Annotated in this window: 1 protein-coding gene; it reads right to left on the bottom strand. The window is 49.6% G+C overall.

What is annotated here, in order from left to right; genetic code table 11:
- The coding region (locus AC1RPW_RS08220) for a hypothetical protein (protein WP_481769476.1) at positions 1 to 341 on the bottom strand (341 nt) is incomplete at both ends.

A 341-nucleotide genomic window follows, 5' to 3' on the forward strand; every position in this document is an offset into this window, starting at 1 on the left:
GAGTTTTGAGTTTTATGTTCCCAGTAGTAGAACCGCTATCTGAGATAAGCGATGTACCGGTTGCTCCATTGTTATTCACCGTGGATATAACGACAGCACCGGTTTGTCCGGACACCGAAGTAACAGGCGGTGGAGGCACCGTTCCTGTGATTCTCAGGTTGCCATTTGCATCAGGCGCGATGGTGATGTTGCTACCAGCAACCAGAGTTTTGAGTTTTATGTTCCCAGTAGTAGAACCGCTATCTGAGATAAGCGATGTGCCGGTCGCAGCGTTGTTATCCGATGCCTGAACCACAATATTGCCGTTAGCATCGGGTTGCTGACCATCTACGGTCTTCACC

The organism is Dellaglioa sp. CoH-55-MRSF-8, from assembly GCF_056782195.1.